This is a genomic window from Streptomyces sp. NPDC016562 (assembly GCF_043076955.1).
In the GTDB taxonomy this organism is placed as follows: domain Bacteria; phylum Actinomycetota; class Actinomycetes; order Streptomycetales; family Streptomycetaceae; genus Streptomyces.
This window is the reverse complement of the sequence record NZ_JBIBRZ010000002.1, coordinates 995,072-1,011,794: the sequence shown is the minus strand read 5'-3', so window position 1 is coordinate 1,011,794 and position 16,723 is coordinate 995,072. Positions and strand designations below refer to the sequence as shown.

18 protein-coding genes are annotated in these 16,723 nt (G+C 71.4%); 11 read left to right on the top strand and 7 right to left on the bottom strand.

Translation table 11 applies throughout. From position 1 onward, the window contains the following. The first annotated feature begins 49 nt into the window (after nucleotides 1-49). A complete protein-coding gene (locus ACF059_RS12315) occupies nucleotides 50-706 on the top strand; it encodes a DUF2278 family protein (protein ID WP_392055090.1) in 657 nt (218 codons plus the stop codon). Between the two features lie 148 nt (nucleotides 707-854). On the opposite strand, the gene ACF059_RS12310 is transcribed toward ACF059_RS12315, so the two are convergent. The 3 genes from ACF059_RS12310 to ACF059_RS12300 form a co-directional block, all read right to left on the bottom strand. Continuing rightward, a complete protein-coding gene (locus ACF059_RS12310) occupies nucleotides 855-1,889 on the bottom strand; it encodes a hypothetical protein (RefSeq protein ID WP_392055087.1) in 1,035 nt (344 codons plus the stop codon). Nucleotides 1,890-1,993: 104 nt separating this feature from the next. Then, a complete protein-coding gene (locus ACF059_RS12305) occupies nucleotides 1,994-2,224 on the bottom strand; it encodes a heme-binding protein (protein ID WP_392055084.1) in 231 nt (76 codons plus the stop codon). Between the two features lie 53 nt (nucleotides 2,225-2,277). Beyond that, complete coding sequence (locus tag ACF059_RS12300) at nucleotides 2,278-3,483, bottom strand: MFS transporter (RefSeq protein ID WP_392055081.1); 1,206 nt, start codon at nucleotides 3,481-3,483, stop codon at nucleotides 2,278-2,280. Between the two features lie 196 nt (nucleotides 3,484-3,679). Between ACF059_RS12300 and ACF059_RS12295 the strand changes: the two genes are divergently transcribed. Further along, nucleotides 3,680-4,141, top strand: a complete 462-nt coding sequence (locus ACF059_RS12295) for a MarR family winged helix-turn-helix transcriptional regulator (protein ID WP_392055078.1) — start codon at nucleotides 3,680-3,682, stop codon at nucleotides 4,139-4,141. Nucleotides 4,142-4,351: 210 nt separating this feature from the next. On the opposite strand, the gene ACF059_RS12290 is transcribed toward ACF059_RS12295, so the two are convergent. Next, nucleotides 4,352-4,828, bottom strand: coding sequence for a macro domain-containing protein (locus ACF059_RS12290; protein ID WP_392055076.1), 477 nt, complete (start codon nucleotides 4,826-4,828; stop codon nucleotides 4,352-4,354). Nucleotides 4,829-4,961: 133 nt separating this feature from the next. Next, on the bottom strand, nucleotides 4,962-5,465 hold the full coding sequence (locus tag ACF059_RS12285; RefSeq protein ID WP_392055073.1) for an N-acetyltransferase: 504 nt from the start codon (nucleotides 5,463-5,465) through the stop codon (nucleotides 4,962-4,964). Between the two features lie 260 nt (nucleotides 5,466-5,725). On the opposite strand from ACF059_RS12285, the gene ACF059_RS12280 reads away from it, so the two are divergent. After that, nucleotides 5,726-6,043 (top strand): hypothetical protein, encoded by a 318-nt coding sequence (locus ACF059_RS12280; RefSeq protein WP_392055070.1) that lies wholly within the window; start codon nucleotides 5,726-5,728, stop codon nucleotides 6,041-6,043. A 175-nt stretch (nucleotides 6,044-6,218) separates the two neighbouring features. On the opposite strand, the gene ACF059_RS12275 is transcribed toward ACF059_RS12280, so the two are convergent. Further along, nucleotides 6,219-6,665, bottom strand: coding sequence for an anthrone oxygenase family protein (locus ACF059_RS12275; RefSeq protein ID WP_392055067.1), 447 nt, complete (start codon nucleotides 6,663-6,665; stop codon nucleotides 6,219-6,221). 91 nt (nucleotides 6,666-6,756) lie between these two features. Here ACF059_RS12275 and ACF059_RS12270 point away from each other — a divergent pair, with 91 nt between their 5' ends. From ACF059_RS12270 to ACF059_RS12250, 5 genes are all read left to right on the top strand, one after another. Further along, a complete protein-coding gene (locus tag ACF059_RS12270) occupies nucleotides 6,757-7,335 on the top strand; it encodes a TetR/AcrR family transcriptional regulator (protein ID WP_392055064.1) in 579 nt (192 codons plus the stop codon). A gap of 168 nt (nucleotides 7,336-7,503) precedes the next feature. Further along, nucleotides 7,504-8,046 carry a DapH/DapD/GlmU-related protein gene (locus tag ACF059_RS12265; RefSeq protein ID WP_392055061.1) on the top strand — a complete coding sequence of 181 codons (543 nt, stop codon included), beginning with the start codon at nucleotides 7,504-7,506 and terminating at the stop codon, nucleotides 8,044-8,046. Between the two features lie 123 nt (nucleotides 8,047-8,169). After that, complete coding sequence (locus tag ACF059_RS12260; RefSeq protein WP_392055058.1) at nucleotides 8,170-8,949, top strand: SDR family NAD(P)-dependent oxidoreductase; 780 nt, start codon at nucleotides 8,170-8,172, stop codon at nucleotides 8,947-8,949. Nucleotides 8,950-9,240: 291 nt separating this feature from the next. Continuing rightward, complete coding sequence (locus tag ACF059_RS12255) at nucleotides 9,241-9,879, top strand: DUF4142 domain-containing protein (RefSeq protein ID WP_360893722.1); 639 nt, start codon at nucleotides 9,241-9,243, stop codon at nucleotides 9,877-9,879. 9 nt (nucleotides 9,880-9,888) lie between these two features. Beyond that, a complete protein-coding gene (locus ACF059_RS12250) occupies nucleotides 9,889-11,265 on the top strand; it encodes a DUF1996 domain-containing protein (RefSeq protein ID WP_392055055.1) in 1,377 nt (458 codons plus the stop codon). Between the two features lie 200 nt (nucleotides 11,266-11,465). Here the strand turns inward: ACF059_RS12250 and ACF059_RS12245 are convergent, their stop codons facing one another. Further along, nucleotides 11,466-12,551: a PucR family transcriptional regulator gene (locus ACF059_RS12245; RefSeq protein ID WP_392055052.1), complete on the bottom strand. Its 1,086-nt coding sequence runs from the start codon at nucleotides 12,549-12,551 to the stop codon at nucleotides 11,466-11,468. A gap of 671 nt (nucleotides 12,552-13,222) precedes the next feature. Between ACF059_RS12245 and ACF059_RS12240 the strand changes: the two genes are divergently transcribed. The 3 genes from ACF059_RS12240 (at nucleotide 13,223) to ACF059_RS12230 (ending at nucleotide 16,573) form a co-directional block, all read left to right on the top strand. Then, complete coding sequence (locus ACF059_RS12240) at nucleotides 13,223-13,954, top strand: hypothetical protein (RefSeq protein ID WP_392055049.1); 732 nt, start codon at nucleotides 13,223-13,225, stop codon at nucleotides 13,952-13,954. A 29-nt stretch (nucleotides 13,955-13,983) separates the two neighbouring features. Then, a complete protein-coding gene (locus ACF059_RS12235; RefSeq protein ID WP_392055046.1) occupies nucleotides 13,984-15,399 on the top strand; it encodes an NADH-ubiquinone oxidoreductase-F iron-sulfur binding region domain-containing protein in 1,416 nt (471 codons plus the stop codon). A 187-nt stretch (nucleotides 15,400-15,586) separates the two neighbouring features. Further along, nucleotides 15,587-16,573: an SCO0930 family lipoprotein gene (locus tag ACF059_RS12230; protein WP_392055043.1), complete on the top strand. Its 987-nt coding sequence runs from the start codon at nucleotides 15,587-15,589 to the stop codon at nucleotides 16,571-16,573. Nucleotides 16,574-16,723 lie beyond the last annotated feature (150 nt).

Genomic DNA, 16,723 nt, shown 5'->3' with positions numbered 1-16,723 from the left:
GGGCGAGCCCTGATGGCTGCCCGCCCGGCCCGGTGCTTCACTGAGGAACATGTCATTCCAGCACTACGGCGTCCTGGCCGGGACCCTGCGTCAGCACTTCCGCGACACGCCGGACACCGAGGGCGCGTGGTTCCACGTCAACCTCCGGGTGGACGCACCGGACGGGCGCTACAAGTGCGCCGTCGACGTGGACAGCCACGATTCGGCGACCGGCGTGCAGTGGAAGCGGTTCACCGTGCCCGCCGCCGCGCTGGGCCCGGTGGCCTCGCTGCCGAGCGGCTACCACGAACTCGACCGTGAGGCCGGGTCCGGCGCCCTCGACTACATCCGGCATCCGGCTCTGCGCGGCCGCCCGCCGTGGCCGTCGTGGCTGCCGGCCGCCCTGCGGGAGCGCCTCGAACGGTGGGTGAAGCTGCGGCAGCCTTGGACGTCGGGGTCGAACCTCGACGCCGCCCTCGCCCTCGAACCGATCCTCGTCGTGGGACGGCCGATCCTGGTCTTCGGCGAACCGTTCACCGCGGGGCTGGGCATGCACAACATCCACCAGAACCAGGGCGACCCGTACGGCAGTCAGTGGTGGCCCGAGAACGGCATCTGGCAGGACGGCGGCACGATGACCCGCCGCCCGGACGGCGACTACGACGTGTTCCTGAACAAGTTCACCACCCAGAAGGACCACACGGACGCCGACGGACACCCGGCCTAGACGGCGTCGGCCGCCAAGCTCGCGGTCCGTTACGAGACGACCGTCCTCGTCGCGGCCAGCGACGAGTGGCTGTGACCCACGAGGGTGCGGACCGGACCGTCGGTGAACATCGAACAAGCCCGAACTCCGTTCGGTGACGGACCAGCTGTCAGCGGTGCGGGGCCCACGGGTCGTCGTACCCCACCGGATCGGGCTGTTCGGGGTGGAGCATCGTTCGGACGCAGCGCCGCAGACCTGTCTCGCCGGATCCGCGGGCGGCGGCCATCCAGGGCAGGGTCTCCATGGCGTGGGCGCGCTCGTCGGTGGCGAGGTCGTCGACGGCGGCGCGCAAGTCGTCGGAGGCGGGTTCCTCGGTGAGGCAGAGCCAGCCGATCGCGGCGGCCAGCCGGACCTCGGGCGGCTGTGTCGGGTCCCGCCACCGCTCCCCTATCCACTCGGTGGTCGGCGGGTGGGGGTGAGCGTGGGTGGCTTCGGCAGTGGCGAGGACCAGGGCGGCGCGGACGATCGGATCCTGCTCGGCGGCGAGCCGGGTGCGGAAGGCGGCGCGGACCCCGTGCTCGGGGTCGGCGGCGGTGGCCAGGGCGTAGGCGGCGCGGATCCTGATTGCAGGGGCGGGGTCGTCGAGAAGTGGCTTCAGGAGGGCGGTGTCGGCAGTGATCGCGGCCCGGGCAGCTGCGACCGACCAGCCCGCCGGGTAGCCGCTCACCTCGACGCCGTAGCCGTCGTAGATGTCGTCGTTGATCCCGGCGCGATGGAGCAGCAGTTGATCGCGGGACGCGACGCCGAAGTAACGGGCGCGGGCAGGGCAGGAGACTTCGGCGAGCGCGTCGGCACGGCGAGGGTGGCCGGTATCGGCGGCGATGCGGATCAGGAACGGCACGGCGAGCACGGCGGCGGCCCGCATGTCGTTGGCGCACATGCCGCTCACCACGCCAACGCCTGTTCCAGTGCGCCCGGGCAAGTCGCCGGTGTGCAGCAGGTGGACGGCCTCCCTGACACGATTCCCCTGAGGGAAGTGCTCCCAGGGAACTTCGCCGAGCAGAAATCCTTCCTTGGCCTCAGGCCGGATGTCGGCCATCACCGCCCGCACGTCGAACGGCCCGCTCGCGAACGACGACAGCTCGGCCCCGTCCACCAGCGCCCGGCACATCGCGAACGTCGGATCGGTCCGCCACTCATCCACGCCACACCACCCCATCGCAGAGTCCGACCGGAGCCGATCATGCCCGAGCGGACCGACATCTGTGTCGACGCGGCACGGGGGCACATGGGCGCGCGACCCCCGGGTCAGGCCAGGGTGGTCAGGGCGGTGGTGGCGAAGGTGTGGTCCTGGGCGGGGGCGCCGCCGCCGACGCCGAGCGCGCCGATGAGCCGGCCCTCGCGGTGCACGGGGAGGCCGCCCGCGTCGAGGACGGCGACGCTCACCGTGGCCCCGGCCTGCTCGGCGGCGTTGCGTGCGGCCGCGACGAGCAGTTCGGCGTCCTCGGTGGTCAGCGGGGCGACGGCGGTGCGGGGCATGTGAGGTGCTCCAGGGGGTGGGGGTTGGGGAAGGTACCGGGAGGGGTGGCGGATCAGCGGTGGGCGGGGACCGGGACGGTCCCGGAGGAGGCGACGACGCGGCCGGGGCGGGAGGCCGTACGCCGCTCCAGTGCGCCGGAGACGAGGGCGAGGGCCAGCGCGGAGGCGGCCAGTGCGGCGCCGACCCAGTTCGGGGCGGTCCAGCCGAGGCCGGCGGCGATGACCAGCCCGCCGAGCCAGGCGGCGAGCGCGTTGCCGAGGTTGAAGGCGCCGATGTTGACGGCGGAGGCGAGGGTGGGGGCGCCGGCGGCCTGGTCGAGGACCCGCTTCTGCAGCGGCGGTACGGTCGCGAAGCCGAGCGCCCCGATGAGGACGACGGTGAGCGCGGCGCCGGCCTTGGTGTGGGCGGTGACCGTGAAGACGGCCAGGACGACGGTGAGGGCGCCGAGGGACACGTACAGCATCGGCATCAGCGCCCGGTCGGCGAACCGGCCGCCGAGGAGGTTGCCGCCCACCATGCCCAGGCCGAAGAGGACGAGGAGCCAGGTGACGGAGGTGTCGGCGAAACCGGCGACGTTCGTCATCATCGGCGTGATGTAGGTGATCGCGGCGAAGACGCCGCCGAAGCCGAGCACGGTCATCGCCATGGCGAGGAGCACCTGCACGTTGCGGAAGGCGGCCAGCTCATGACGGATGCGTACGCCCTCGGGGCGGGGCAGCTCCGGGACCAGGCGGGCGATGCCCAGCAGGCCCAGGACGCCGAGGGCGGCGACGATCAGGAAGGTGACGCGCCAGCCGAGGGTCTGGCCGACCAGGGTGCCGAGGGGGACGCCGACCACGTTGGCCACGGTGAGGCCGGTGAACATCATGGCGATCGCGCCCGCCTTCTTCTCGGGGGCGACGAGTTCCGCGGCGACGACGGAGCCGATGCCGAAGAAGGCGCCGTGGGCGAGGGAGGCGACGACGCGGCCGGCGAGCATGACGCCGAAGGTCGGGGCGAGCGCGGAGAGCACGTTGCCGACGACGAAGAGGCCCATGAGGAGCATCAGCATGCGCTTGCGCGGGATGCGGGTGCCGAGAACGGTCATCAGCGGGGCGCCGAGCACGACGCCGAGGGCGTAGCCGGTGACCAGCAGGCCTGCGGTGGGGATGGCGACGCCGTACTCGCCGGCGACCTCGGGCAGCAGGCCCATGATCACGAACTCGGTGGTGCCGATCCCGAAGGCCCCGATGGCCAGGGCGAGGAGTGCGAGAGGCATGAAGGTGCCTTCCAGGGGAGGTGGGGGTGCCGTCGGCGACGCGCGATCTTGCATGCGCCGCCTACATGCGTCCACATTAATTGCAGACGCGGGATAGATGCAAACGCGGGCTATTGCAGATGTAGGTATCCTGGGCCGTGCGGAGTCCCAGACACTCCTGACCACCACTCCTGACGACGCTCCCGAGGAGGAGTCCATGACGGCGACGGACAGTGCGCTCACCGCCCTCTCCCAGGGGTGGTGCGCCCTCTCGCTGCTCCACGGGCGGATCGAGTCGCACATCGAGCGGGCCCTGCAGGCCGGGCACGGGCTGAGCGTGCGGGAGTACTCCCTGCTGGACGTCCTGAGCCGCCAGCACAGCGGTCCGGGCGGCCACCTGCGGATGCACCAGGTCGCGGACTCGGTGGTGCTCAGCCAGAGCGCGACCACCCGTCTCGTCAGCCGGCTGGAGGACCGCGGCCTGCTGAACCGCTACATCTGCGACACCGACCGCCGGGGCATCTACACCGATGTGAGCGAGGCGGGCCTGGCCCTGCTGGCCGCCGCCCGCCCGACCAACGACGCCGCCCTGCGCGAGGCGCTGGACGAGGCCGCGGGCAATCCGGAGCTCGCCCCGCTGGTCGCAGCGGTCGAGAACACCCGCCCCGCGACGGCGTAGTCCCTGCCGTGGCCGTCGATCCGCAGCGTGATCTCCTCGGCCGCGGCGTAGGCGAAGACCTCCTCGAGCGTGCGCAGCCGATGGCGGACGAGCCCACCTCGTAGATCACGCCCAGGGCCTGGTGGGTAAGTCCGGTCCGTAAGAACTGCGGACCGGGGTGCGGGGTCCGGGGGCGGCGCCCCGGTTCCGGGAAGGGGCGGGCGGGAAGCTCTACGCCAGGTCGTAGACCGTGGTGGCGATGTCGCGCGCACCCAGCGTCTTGTCGATGACCGGCTCGATGCGTGCCCATTTCCCTCCGGCGAGACCGCACCCGATGCGGGGCATGTGCACGGAGGCGTTGTGGGCCAGGGCGTGCTCGGCTACGGAGTCCAGGCATCGTTCCAGGGCTTCGTAGCGGATGGGCGGACCGCCGCTTCCGGTCCTCATCCCACGCTGCGCGACCATGTTCGCGACCCAGATGTCGGCTCTGACGTGTACGAACTGCACCGCCCCGAGGGCGAAGTCGTTGCCCGCGCGCTCGCGGTGCCAGCGGCGGTACTCGCGCTCCGGTTCAGGCCAGCGACGCGAGACCGCCAGGACGAACCCCTTGCCCCATCCGCCGAGGTCGTTGCAGATGTGGGCAATGACCTTCGGGCCCTTGGCCTGGGGGTTGGTCGCGTCCCCCGCGATGATCTTCAAAGTCTCCACGGATCATCTGACCTCGCACGCGACGGGAAGTCCAGGGAGTTACGACCTCCCCCGAGATGAAGCGTGGATCAGCGAGCGGCACCACGCGAGTCGCATGGCCCCGGGAGCCCGCGCACTATCGCGCAGGAGGCCGTCACGCGTCGGGATGCCGCGGCAGGGCGAGCCAGTCCGGCCAGGAGATGTCACGACCCAGGAAGCGCGGCTGCTCGAACGGCCAGTCGGCGGCGATCCACTGCGGCACCAGCGCGTCGAGGGCCTGTTCGACCTCGCTGCCCACCAGCTCGTCCACCACCCACCAGCAGATCTCGCCGTCCGCGCCGGCCCTCTCCGGCGGGTCGAGGTAGACGCAGCCGAGCAGAACGGTCTCCGCCGCATCGAAGAGCGCGTAGTTGAAGGACTGGTGCGCGGCGATCTCCTTCTCGTGCCGCAACAGGTCGGCCCGGTCGGCCTCGTAGGTCATGGTGGCCGCGGGCCAGCCCCAGGCCGGGCCGAAAATGCTCCACAGCCGCTCGCGCGACCCCATCACAGCCGGATAGTCGAGCGGGGTGTCCCCCTCCCGGATCGGCCGCAGGTGATGACCACCGCCCGGCAGCGGTACCAAGACGGGGTGGACGAAGTCATCGGGAAGCCAGCTCATGACGGCCGACCGTAGCAGCGCGCGGCCGTCCGTCCCCTGGATTTTCTCCGTATGCCGCCAGGCCGGCTCTGCTGTCACCTGCCGATGATCGGCTGGGTGATCTTTCCGCTGTCTGGGTATCAAGCCACGGGGGATCGGCGAGTGGGGGGACTTCGCATGGGGCAGCGGACGAGCAGGACCTTGAGGACGAGGAAGGCTGGCTGACGAACGTCCAAGTCCGGGTCCTCTGGCCGCAGATCAGGCCGAGCAGCATCAGGGCGGTGGCGCGGGCCAACGGCGTACGCACCTCGGGCACGCCCTCCCCGGACCTGACCCGCGAGCCGACCTACCACGCGGCCGACGTACGCCGCGTGGCAGCGCGGATCGCCCGGGGTGAGGCCGAGATCGCGCCCTGGCAGCGCGCCGACTCCGACACTGCACGCGACGACGCGACACCCAGCCCACCGCTTCGGCAGCCGCCCCGTTGGGAGCCCGACACCGGGACGGGGCTGATCCTGCTGGCCATCATCGTGGGGCTGATGCTCTGGACCCTCACCTCTCCCGACCACCACGGCACGGTGACGCACTTCGTGCGCTGAGTGCGGTGAGTGCGGTGAGTGCGGTGAGGCAACAGCGGAAAGTCAGGCCGCTGGGACCACGTGATCGGCAGAAGGCTGCATCCAGCTGTTCGACCACCACGCCGTTGTCGAAGAGGTCGAGGCACCTGGGTCAACGGGGCGCTCGCGGGCGTTCCACGTCGGGGCAGTGGTCGTGTCAGACGAGGGCCGTCACCAGCAGGGTGAACGCGGCGACGATGACGGCGACGCGGAGGTAGTGGTAGCGGTTCCAGCGCTGGAGCTGCTCCTTCCAGTCGGCCGGCCGGTTCTCGGGGGTCCAGGTCTTGTTCCGGTTGTTGATCGGGACGAGCAGCAGGATCGACATGACCACGCCGAGCATCAGCAGTCCGGCGGCGGTGACGACGAGTCCGGCGCCGTCGCGGTGCCATCCGGCGACGGCCCAGATCGCGATGAGGACGAGCGAGCCGATGTACCAGAACGGCATCAGGGCGCCGAGCATGCGGCCCCCGTGGGCGTGGCCGAGCTGGCCGCTGTCCTCGGGAAGCGCGTCCAGGATCCGGTTCATGATGAAGGCGACGGAGAACTCGACCCCCACCATCAGTCCGACGACGACAGTGGTGACGACCTCAAGTGTGCTGAACATGACGACCCCTCGGAGAACTAGCGTTGCTAGGTGTTGTTAGCAACGCTAGCGCTGCTAACGCTCGATTGTCTAGCGGTGCTAGGATCGACTCATGTCGGTAAAGGAACGCAAGGAGCGCGACCGGGCGGAACGCGAGCGCCTCATCGTGGCGACAGCCCGCGAACTCGCCGAGCAGCAGGGCTGGGACGCGGTCACCACCCGTCGGCTCGCCGAGCGCATCGAGTACAGCCAGCCCGTCCTCTACAGCCACTTCCGCGGGAAGCGCGAGATCATCGGCGCCGTCGCCCTGGAGGGCGCCGTCGAGCTGGCCGCGGCGGTGCGTGCCGCGGCGTCCAGAGCGGACGGCCCGCGCGAGCGGGTCATCGCCCTCGCCCGCGCCTACCTCGGCTTCGCGGAGGACCACCCGGCGGTATACGACGCCTTGTTCCAGCTCGACGGCGGCCTGGCCTACGCCCAGGAGGACACCCCCGAGCCGCTGAAGGACGCCTTCGCCGCCCTGCTCGAATCCCTCGCCGAGGTCGCCGGCGACGGCGTCCAGCCGGGGCTGTTCACCGAGGTGTTCTGGGCGGCCCTGCACGGCCTGGCGACCCTGACCCGAGCGGGCCGCCTGCTGCCCGAGGACGCCGAGCCGAGGGTGGAGCTGCTGGTGGACCGGCTCGCCATGGTGTGAAACGCCGTGCGGTGGGGCCGCCGTGCCGGACGGCGGGGGCCAAGTGCCGGGTGGCCCTCCCTTAACGGGTCGTGACCAGCGGTCAGCCGGTCGTCGGTTGCACATAGAGTGCCAGCGCGAGGCTGCCCGGGTTGTTCGTCGTCACTCGTACACGGAAAGGACCGTGCCATGTCCAGCGACCGCCTCATGCGCATCCACAGCGCCGAGTTCCAGGCCATGGCCGAGAGGGTCCTGCGGGTCACCGAGCTCACCTCCAGGCTGAACGTCCTGCCCTTCGAAGACGAAGCGGGCAAGGCGGCACTGTTCGCACAGATCCTCGGCAAGCCCCTGCCGCCCAAGGTCACGATCTATCCTCCCTTCTTCACCGACCACGGCCTGAACCTCGACCTCGCCACACGCGTCTTCATCAACCAGAACTGCACGTTCCTGGACTACGCCGGTATCCGTCTCGGCGAGGGCGTGATGATCGGACCGAAGGTCACGTTCATCACCAGCGGGCATCCGGTTGATCCCGCGGAGCGACGGCTGTACCTCACCGGCGCACCCATCGACGTGGCGGAGAACGTGTGGATCGGTGCCGGTGCCACGATCCTGCCCGGGGTCAGCATCGGCCGGGACGCCGTGGTCGCCGCCGGTGCGGTCGTGGCCGATGACGTTCCTCCGGCCAGCTTGGTGACCGGTGGCAAGGCGGCCGTGCAGCGTCAGTGGTGACGGCCTCTTAGAAGCCACGGCGCGTGGGCGCGCGTCGGCGGGATCCGCACCGCACGTCCCCAAGTCCGCCTAGCCTGAGGCGTTCCCGGATTCCACCGGGGCATCACGAGGGGAGAGGCGATCATGGGGGAACTGGACGGCAGGACCGCGCTGGTGACGGGCGGCTCGCGGGGAATCGGGCGCGCGGTCGCCCTGCGGCTCGCCGCCGAGGGGGCGCTGGTCGTGGTCCACTACGGCGGCAACGAGGCGGCCGCCGCCGGGACGGTGGCGCGGATCGCCGAAGCCGGCGGCCGGGCGTTCGCGGTACGGGCCCGGTTCGGCGAGAGCGGTGCGGTGGACCGGTTATTCGAGGGGCTCACCGTCGGGCTGGCCGAGCGCGGCGCGGATGGCCTGGACATCCTGGTCAACAACGCGGGTATCCACTCGGTCAGTCCGATCGGGCAGCTCACCGAGGAGGAGTTCGGGCGGCTGCTGGCGGTCAACGTGAGCACGCCGCTCTTCGTGGTCCAGCGGGCGCTGCCGCTGCTGCGGGAGGGCGGACGGATCATCAACATGGGCTCGGCGGCCACCCGGATCGCGGAACCCGGCCAGATCGGCTACACCGTCACCAAGGCGGCGCTGGCGTCCCTCGGCCCGTCGCTCGCCAACGAGTTGGGGCGACGTGGTATCACCGTGAACACGGTCGAACCCGGGGTGGTGCTGACCGACATGATCGGTCCCTACGCCGCGGTTCCCGAGGCGGTGGCCGCCCTTGAGTCGATCACGGCTCTCGGGCGCATCGGCGAGCCGGAGGATGTCGCGGACGTGGTGGGCTTCCTGGCGGGCCCGCGGGGGCGCTGGGTGACCGGCCAGACCATCGACGTCTCCGGAGGCACCTACCTCGGGCCGCTCGCAGCCCGGTGACGCGCAGGGCGGACCGGGCCGGCGCGCCCGCGCACGGCGTGCCGGCCGCCCGCCGGCGCGCCCGCCGGCGCGGCAAGATAGCAGTCTTTCGCGGGCTCGCCGGGATGTTTGTCCAAGGGTGATGTGCTCCCGCAGCGGCGCCGCGGCGGGCACTAGCGTCCCGTGACACCCCGGGAATGCGGGTGTGCACCGCACGGCACGTGCGGCCCTCCTGCGCCGCCCCCTCCCGGCCCCCTGGAGCGAGGAGGCACCGTGCTGTCACTGCGGCGACGATCCATCAACAGCCTTTCGGTGGCGACCAGATACACGATCGGGAGCGGCGTGGTCATCACCGCCCTCGCCCTCACCCTGATCGCGCTGCTGATACCCGTGGACAGATTCGACGGCCGGGCCTCGGCCGCCGTCGCGGGTCCGGCGGGCGAGGACGACGGCGCCGGGACCATGAGCACGGCGTACGGGCCGCTGACCGCCGCGGACCGCGACTTCGTCCGGAAGGTACGGCTCGCCGGGCTGTGGGAGCTGCCCGCGGGACGGCAGGCCCAGCAGCGCGGGACGCGCCCCGCGGTGCGCACGGCCGGGGAACACCTCGTCGAGGGCCACACCGAGCTGGACCGGCAGGTCATCCAGGTCGGCCAGGCCCTCGGCATCGACCTGCCCAACCAGCCCTCCGAGCAGCAGCAGGAGTGGCTGGGCCAGCTGACCCGCGCCCGCGGGGACGACTACGAACGGCTGTTCATCCAACTGCTGCGCCGAGCGCACGGAAAGGTGTTCGCCCTGCTGGCCGGAGTACGGGCACAGACCCGCAACTCCATGGTGCGCGCCCTCGCCACGTCCGCCAATGCCACGGTGCTGGACCACATCTCGGTCCTCGAAGACAGCGGGCTGGTCGATTTCGACGCGCTTTCCGACAATGTCCGACCGACGAAGTGAAGTGATCGCATGAGCCAAAAGGGCCACAAACGCCCCCGGTTGTCGAACAAGCTGCTGGCCGTGGTCTCCGCCCTCGTGCTGGGCGGGGGCGGGGTCGCCGTCATCGCCGGCAACGCGTCCGCCGGACAGGAGGGCGACCGCGCGGGGCAGCTGACGGCCACCATCGACTGCCCCGACGTGGGAGAGCGGCTCACCAGCGTCCCCGACCAGGCCAAGGCCGAGGTCGACGGGAATCTGGCCAAGCTGGACGACCAGGTGGCCGACGCCTACCGGCGGCTCGCCGCCGGCGAGGCGCAGGGGGACGCCCTCCTCGGGGAGCTCCGCGAGCAGCGCGACAAGACCATCGCCGAGATGACGGACGCGATCGGCCGCTCGGGCCAACCGCCGGAGGAGCTGAAGGCGTTGAGCGGCTGCGAGATGAAGCAGGCGCCCGCCGCCGAGGAACCCGCCGCCGCGGACTCCTCCGGCGAACAGTTCGGCGTCGCCTCCGGCACCTCACAGAAGGGTGGTCCGGCCCGCAGCGACTTCGTCTCCATCACCAAGATCCGGCCGAACGTACGCACCCCGGCCCCTTCGGCGGGCGCCTCCACGGGTACGTTCACCTCGCAGTGCGGCCGCAACGAGAACGGCCACTTCAACCCCGACAACGTGATCGTCGCACCCGGTGTCTCCAACGGCGCCCACCACATGCACGACTACGTGGGCAACAAGTCCACCGACGCCTTCTCCACCAACGACAGCCTCGCCGCGGCCGGCACCACCTGCTCCAACGGCGACCAGTCCAGCTACTACTGGCCCGTACTGCGCCTGCGCGACGGCAAGGCGGAGCGGGACGCGAAGGCGGCCGGTGGCGGCAAGGACGGCAACGTCGGCACCATCCTGCGGCCGAAGCAGGTCACGATCACCTTCAAGGGGAGTCCGGCCGGCAAGGTCACGGCCATGCCCCGCTTCCTGCGCATCATCACCGGTGACGCCAAGGCCTTCGCCAACGGCAACGCCAACGCGAACGCCTCGTGGAGCTGCACCGGCTTCGAGAACCGCCAGCTGAAGGACAAGTACCCGATCTGCCCCAAGGGCAGCGACGTGGTGCGCACGTTCACCTTCCAGAGCTGCTGGGACGGCCGGAACACCGACAGCGCCAACCACCGTACGCACGTGGCCTTTCCGGACCGGAACGGCCGCTGCCCGAAGGGCTTCAAGGCCATTCCGCAGCTGGTACAGCGCCTCACCTACGGGGTGGCGCCGGGCGCGCGCTTCGCCGTGGACAGCTTCCCCGAACAGCTGCACAAGCCGGTCACCGACCACGACGACTTCATCAACGTGATGTCGAACGGCCTGATGAACAAGGCCGTGGGCTGCATCAACGACGGGCGCACCTGCCGCTGACCGCGCGGTACGGATCCCCTCCGCGAGATCTCCCTCCGCGGATCCCCCTCCGCTCCCGGGGCGGGCGCCCCCTCCCCCACCCACTGCGCCCGTTCCGGGACAAAGGTGTTGGCCCGAAGCCGACTTCGGGCCAACACCGTTTTTTGGAGATCAGGACCGGTTGTCAGGACTTGTGGTCAGGACCGGTGGTCAGAGCTGGTTCAGAGGCCGTTCACACGCGCGATGCGTCCGACGACCACGGGGGTGAAGTCCGCCGTGATCACGCGGGCGGTCCTGCGTCCCACCCGGGAGTGCTGACGCCGCACCTGGGCCATCAGGCGGCGGCTGCGCAGGGCCATCTCCAGCTCGAAGCGGGTGCGGGGGTCACGCAGCCCGGTTCCGAAGAGCTTCTCCAGCTGGCGCATGCGGTACCGCACGGTCTGCGGGTGCACACTCAGGGCCTTGGCCGCCTCGGGGGCTCCGCCCCCTTCCAGCCAGGCGAGCAGGGTCACCTCCAGCCGCTCGCTCTGGCGCGGGGTCAGGTCCGCCAGCGGTCGCAGCCAGCGGGCGGCCAGCGCGTGGGCGAGGGGCTCGTCCTGGAGCAGGAGCAGGGTCGAGAGGTGGTCGTCGACGAACACGGTGCGGGCTTCAAGGCCCGGGCGGGTGGGCGTCAGAGCGAAGAGGCGTAGCGCCCAGCGCAGCGAGGAGGCCGCGTCCCGCAGGGGGACGGCGTGGCCGACGGCCGCGAAACGGCCGCGGAGCAGGTGTTCCAGCGGGGCGCGGACGTCCGGGTCCTGGCTCGGGACGAGCAGGCAGGGCCGGCCGGCGAAGGTACCCGCGAGGGCGTCGTCCAGTACGGCGGCGAGCTGTGCGGTCTCGCCGGGGCTTGAGGGCACGATGGCCCGTAGGGCCGGTGGCAGGGACCATCCGGCCGCCTCGGCGAGCTCGGTGAGGGAGGTCTCCGATGCGGCCCTGTCGTCGGTGAGCGCCTTGAAGAGCTCCTGGCGCGCCCGGTCGCCTTCGCGGACGCCCTCCCGGCCGTCTTCGTGGCCGTCCTCATGGGCGTCTTCATGAGCGGCCTCATGCGCGTCCTCATGGCCGCCGTCCCGCCGGCCGTCGCCAACGCCTTCCCGCCGGCCCACGCCGATGCCTTCGTGCCGGCCCTCGTGCGTGATCTCGTACTCGTCGCTGATCTTGGCCTCGTCGCTGATCTCGGCCTCGCTTTCGTCCGCTGCCTCGTCCTCGTCCGGTGCGTGTTCCCGGGGCTGCTCCTGGTAGCCGAGAGCGGTGAGAAGAGCCTCTTCCACCCTCTGCCGGAGCAGCTCGTCATCGATGGCATCGTTGTCATCGACAAGTGCGGAAAATTCCGGAATTCCATGCAGAAGCTCCTCCACTATCTCGGCGGCCAACGCGGGGAGTTCCCGTCGCAGGACGCGGGTCCACTCGCCACGGGGGCGGGACCAGATGCGGTTCAGAAGTTCGCACATCGTTTCCTCGTTCGTGCCGGGGTGAGCCCGCCCGGGGAAGAGCGACCAGCCCACCGAGGTTCCCCCTTCGCCAACAGCCTTCGCTGGCAAGGAGGTTGTGACCCCCGTCCCTCCTGAGAGGTCCGACCACTGGGCCTGTCACAACCTCCGTTGGAGGGGAATCTTCCGGTGTTGTTCGATGCGCCGGAGACGCGGTGCGAGAAATTATCACGTTTCGATAAATCCTGTGGAGCCCCTGTGCACCTCCACGATGCTTCTGCACTCCGGCCCCAAGTTCCCTCGGCCGGAGCGGAGTTTCACAGGAGAACTGGATGCCCTTGCCCCAGCCTCACATGCCCCGCTCACACAGAGCCCGCCGCCGAAGCCGTCACGCGGCCTCGAGTCCGGCCGCCGGACGGCGGGCCGTACGGCGGCCCTCCCTCCTTCCCACGGCGGGCAGACTGAGACCCGGGGCGATCTGCGCCGCCCTCGCGGCTCTCGTCTCCGTCACAGTGGCGGCCCGCGCGGGCGCCCTGACCCACGTGTGGGAGTTCCTCGACTACGGGGCGGGCGTCCTCTCGCTCGTCTCCCTCACGGCCACGGTCCTCTGGGGCCTGATGGCCACCGACCGGCTGCTGCTCGGCTCGGGCCACCGGCTGCTCGCCCAAGGAGTGCACCGCGGTCTCGCCGTGGCGGGGCTGGGTTTCCTGGCCCTCCACATCTGGGTCAAGGTCGCGCAGCGACAGACCAGCGCGACCGCGGCGGTCGTGCCGTTCACGGACGCCGGCCGCCCCGTCCTCATCGGGCTCGGCACGCTCGCCGGATATCTGTTCCTCTCGGTGGCGGTGTCCGGCGCCGTGCGCAGCGTCTTCGCGACCAAGAGCCGCTCCCTGTGGTGGCGGGCCCTGCACATCGGCGCCTACCCGGCGTGGGGTGCCTCTCTGGTGCACGGGCTGAAGGCCGGCCGGGCCGCCGACGCCTGGGTGACGGCCTCGTACGCCCTGTGCCTGGCCGGCGTCGCCGGCGTACTCGTCCTACGCCTCAAGTCGCGTCTCGACATGGCGACTTCTCGTCCGTCCGTCCCCCTGGCCGCACCGCGGAAGCCCCCTGCGGTCCCCCTCCCCCGGCAGCGGAGATGGACGCGGCGCCGCCCGGTCGTGTTCCCCGCGTACGCGCCGAGCCGGCCGGGTGGTGGCGTCGACCCGTTCGACGAACGGCTCGCGACCGGTGAGAGGTTGACGTGAGCGGCGCGCCGCGCCCCAGCCTCGGCTGTGTGGGCGCCCCCAGGCTGCTGGCCGGACTGGACCGGGCCCCTCGCCTCGACCGCGTCGCCCACCTCACCGCACACGGCTCACTGCCGCGGTTGCGTCCGGACGAACTGGTCGACCTGGCCGAGGACATCGACCTACGGGGCCGTGGCGGGGCGGGCTTCCCCTTCGCCCGGAAGCTGCGCGCGGTCATGCGCTCGGCCCGCGAGCGGGACGGGCTCACGGCCGTCGTCGTCAACGGCAGTGAAGGCGAGCCGAGTTGCCTCAAGGACACCGCACTGCTGCTGCACGCACCGCACCTGGTGCTCGACGGAGCCCTCCTGGCCGCCGCCGCGCTCGGCGCCGAGGACGTGGTCGTGGCCGTCACCCGGGAGGACGTGGAGCAGTCGGTACGGGACGCCGTCGCGGAACGCGGCCCGGCCGGGCGGCGGGTACGGGTGACCCGGCTGCCCGAGCGCTTCGTGACCGGCGAGGGAACCGCTCTCGTCAGCGGTCTGAACGGCGGTGCGGCGCTGCCGTCCGGGCAGAAGGTGCGCACCAGCGAGAGGGGCCTGGGCGGCGCGCCCACGCTGCTGTCGAACACCGAGACCTTCGCCCAGCTCGCCGTCGCCGCCCGCCTCGGCGCGCTGGACTACCGTGCGAGCGGCCTGCCCGGCGAGCCGGGCACCACCTTGCTGACGGTGGCCGGCTCCACGGTCGTCGAGACTCCCACCGGGACCTCGCTGGCGTACGTCCTCGAACTGTGCGGCTCCGATGCCGGTCAAGGCGTACTGGTCGGCGGCTACCACGGCAGATGGCTGCCACCGGGGTCCGCCCGCGGCGCCGAGGTGTCCCGGCAGTCCCTCGCCGCGCTCGGCGCGGTGCTGGGGGCGGGAGCGGTCCTGCCCCTGCCGCAGGACACCTGCCCGGCCGGCGAAGTGGCGCGCGTGACCCGCTGGATGGCCAAGGAGTCGGCGGGCCAGTGCGGCCCGTGCGTACGGGGGCTGCCCGCGCTGGCCGACGTACTGGAGGACGCCGTCGCGGGCGGGGGCAGAGCAGCCCTCGAAGCGGTGGAGGCGCGGATGCGCGTGGTGCGGGGCCGGGGCGCGTGCAGCCATCCGGACGGCACGTCGCACTTCGTGGCGTCGGCGCTGGCCGCCTTCCCCGAGGAGTTCATGGACCACGCCCTCGGCAGCGGGTGCGGCCGACGGGTGCTGGGGGCGCTGCCGTTGCCCCAGGACGAGAGCCCCGAGCGACTGGTCGTGGACTGGACGCTGTGCAAGGGGCACGGGCTGTGCGTGGACATCCTCCCCGACGTCGTCCGGCTCGACGCCGACGGCTATCCGGCCCAGGCCTCCATGCCGGTCCCGGGGCGGCTGCGGCCGAAGGCGCTGCGCGCGGTGCGGCGCTGCCCGGCGCTCGCGCTGCGCATCCAGGAGTGACCCGACGGAGCGAATGAGCCGGCCCGGTCCGTCCGGTACACGGCTCCGCCCTTCCCCCGGGTTCATTCTTTGCGTGATCCGATAAATTCCCGGGGAAATCGGCTCCTTGGGCCCGGCGCCCCGTATCAATGACGCAGACAAGAAATCGCGGGCAGGAAATCGCGGGACCGAACCTGAAGGAGAGATCGTGAAGAAAGCGCGTCGTGACATATTCGCCGGGTCGGCGATCGCGGTACTTCTGTTGACCGCCGGATGTGGCAGCGGCGGCGAATCCCCGGGAAAGGGAAACGCGGTGAAGCCGGTGAGCGACAGCAAACAGCTCGGGTCCGCCTACGACGCCTACGGTGCCGGTTCCGGCGCCGTACCGGCCGGCGAGGCCGGGAAGAACGGGCCGGCCGGCCAGCTGCAGGTGAAGGAGGTCCCGGCGCTCGGCGCGGCGGTCACCGACAGCGAGGGCTTCACCCTCTACCGCTTCGACAAGGACACGGCCAAGCCCCCCAAGTCCAACTGCGACGGCGACTGCGCGACGGCCTGGCCCGCGGTGTCCGCGGACGACGCCTCGGCCGGCGAGGGAATCGACGCGACCCTGCTCGGCTCGGTCGCGCGGGCCGACGGTACCCGGCAGCTGACGCTCGCGGGGTGGCCCGTGTACCGCTACGCCAAGGACGCCAAGGCGGGCGACACGCTCGGCGAGGGTGTCGGCGGGACCTGGCACGCGCTGGGAGCCGACGGGAAGCCGGCCGCCGCCGGAGGCAAGAAGCCGGCCGCGGGGGCGCACGGCGAGGACGCCGCGAAGGGCAAGAGCGCGGCGGGCAGTGAACTCAGCGCCGTCCAGAACACCCAGCTCGGCACCATCGTCGCGGACGCGGAGGGCCGGACGCTCTACCGGTTCGACAAGGACAGCGCCTGGCCGATGAAGTTCGGATGCCTCGATGCCTGCCTGGACACCTGGAAGCCGGCCAAGCCCGTCGACAAGTCGAAGGTGAGCGGAATTCCCGCCGAATTGGTGGGTTCGGTGAAACGGCCGGACGGGAGCGAGCAATTGACGATCGACTGCTGGCCGGTCTATTCGTTCACCGGGGACAAGGAGCCCGGTGACATCAGCGGCCACAACAAGCAGGGCCTTTGGTTCGCCGTCACCGACAAGGGAAAGAAGGCGAAGTCCGCCTCATAGACCGCCGCGGCCGGCTTTCCGCCCGCACCCCAGACCCGTGGGGGCCCGGCCCCCCCCCCCCCCCCCGCCCCCCCCCCCCCCCCCCCCCCCCCCCCCCCCCGACGGCGCCCAACCCCCCCCCCACCCCCCCCCCCCCCCCCCCCCCCCCGT

Excerpts from the sequence above, each read along its gene's own strand:
- ACF059_RS12315 (WP_392055090.1), top strand. The coding sequence starts at position 50 with ATGTCATTCCAGCACTACGGCGTCCTGGCCGGGACCCTGCGTCAGCAC.
- ACF059_RS12305 (WP_392055084.1), bottom strand. The coding sequence starts at position 2,224 with ATGCCCCGCACCGCCGTCGCCCCGCTGACCACCGAGGACGCCGAACTG.
- ACF059_RS12300 (WP_392055081.1), bottom strand. The coding sequence starts at position 3,483 with ATGCCTCTCGCACTCCTCGCCCTGGCCATCGGGGCCTTCGGGATCGGC.
- ACF059_RS12295 (WP_392055078.1), top strand. The coding sequence starts at position 3,680 with ATGACGGCGACGGACAGTGCGCTCACCGCCCTCTCCCAGGGGTGGTGC.
- ACF059_RS12285 (WP_392055073.1), bottom strand. The coding sequence starts at position 5,465 with ATGAGCTGGCTTCCCGATGACTTCGTCCACCCCGTCTTGGTACCGCTG.
- ACF059_RS12275 (WP_392055067.1), bottom strand. The coding sequence starts at position 6,665 with ATGTTCAGCACACTTGAGGTCGTCACCACTGTCGTCGTCGGACTGATG.
- ACF059_RS12270 (WP_392055064.1), top strand. The coding sequence starts at position 6,757 with ATGTCGGTAAAGGAACGCAAGGAGCGCGACCGGGCGGAACGCGAGCGC.
- ACF059_RS12265 (WP_392055061.1), top strand. The coding sequence starts at position 7,504 with ATGTCCAGCGACCGCCTCATGCGCATCCACAGCGCCGAGTTCCAGGCC.
- ACF059_RS12260 (WP_392055058.1), top strand. The coding sequence starts at position 8,170 with ATGGGGGAACTGGACGGCAGGACCGCGCTGGTGACGGGCGGCTCGCGG.
- ACF059_RS12250 (WP_392055055.1), top strand. The coding sequence starts at position 9,889 with ATGAGCCAAAAGGGCCACAAACGCCCCCGGTTGTCGAACAAGCTGCTG.